Origin of the sequence: Corynebacterium sp. UMB0012 (genome assembly GCF_030216265.1) — a bacterium.
GTDB lineage: Bacteria > Actinomycetota > Actinomycetes > Mycobacteriales > Mycobacteriaceae > Corynebacterium.
The window spans coordinates 1-739 of the sequence record NZ_JASOKQ010000057.1; the positions used below are offsets into that span (position 1 = coordinate 1).

Consider the following 739-nt stretch of genomic DNA (forward strand, 5'->3'; position numbering starts at 1 on the left):
GGGTTAAGTAGCAAAAAGTGTGTCTGAGTTACAGCGATCTTGCTGCTCAGGCTGGGTAAATCGGGCGGATATAAGGTCTTTATGCTTATATCCGCCCGTTTCGTGTTCAATCCATCGGAATGGCACCCGCATGTGCTAGCCGGGGGTTGGTGTGCTTTCCGGGTGAGTAAAAACAGACCACGATGCCCGGTATGTGCTGGGCAAATGAAGAAAAACGGAACCACATCCAAAGGCACAACTAGGTGGCGGTGCAAAGACCCGAACTGCGGCAGCTCCACGACACGAACTCGCACCGATCTCACGCAGGCCCGCAACTTTAAAGCCTTCGTCTCTTATGTCACCTCCACAGCGACGTTGTCTGAACTCGCCGGGCAACAAAGGGTGAGTCGTTGGACACTTGATCGCCGATTCGAACCGTTTTGGCTCATCGACGTCCCCAACGACGGTGCCCCGCAGCGCGTCTACGATCAGATCTTCATCGACGGCACCTACACCGCGGCTGGCTGCCGACTTGTGGCAGCCAGCCGCGACCACGTCATTGCGTGGCACTGGACCAAACACGAAACAGCCCACGCATACACGCAGCTACTTCGCAAAATCGCCGAGCCACTCTGCGTCGTCCTCGACGGCGGACAAGGCGCACTCACCGCGATTAAAGCCTGCTGGCCAAACGTGATGATTCAGCGTTGTCTCGTCCACGCACAACGCGTCATCCGCCGCTACACCACCTCACGGCCGC

At 57.4% G+C, this 739-nt stretch carries 1 protein-coding gene; it reads left to right on the forward strand.

Annotated features, from left to right (window positions below; all coding sequences use genetic code 11):
• Positions 1–204: 204 nt before the first annotated feature.
• Positions 205–739: transposase (locus QP324_RS11835; RefSeq protein ID WP_284816178.1), on the forward strand; the 535-nt coding region annotated here is incomplete at its 3' end.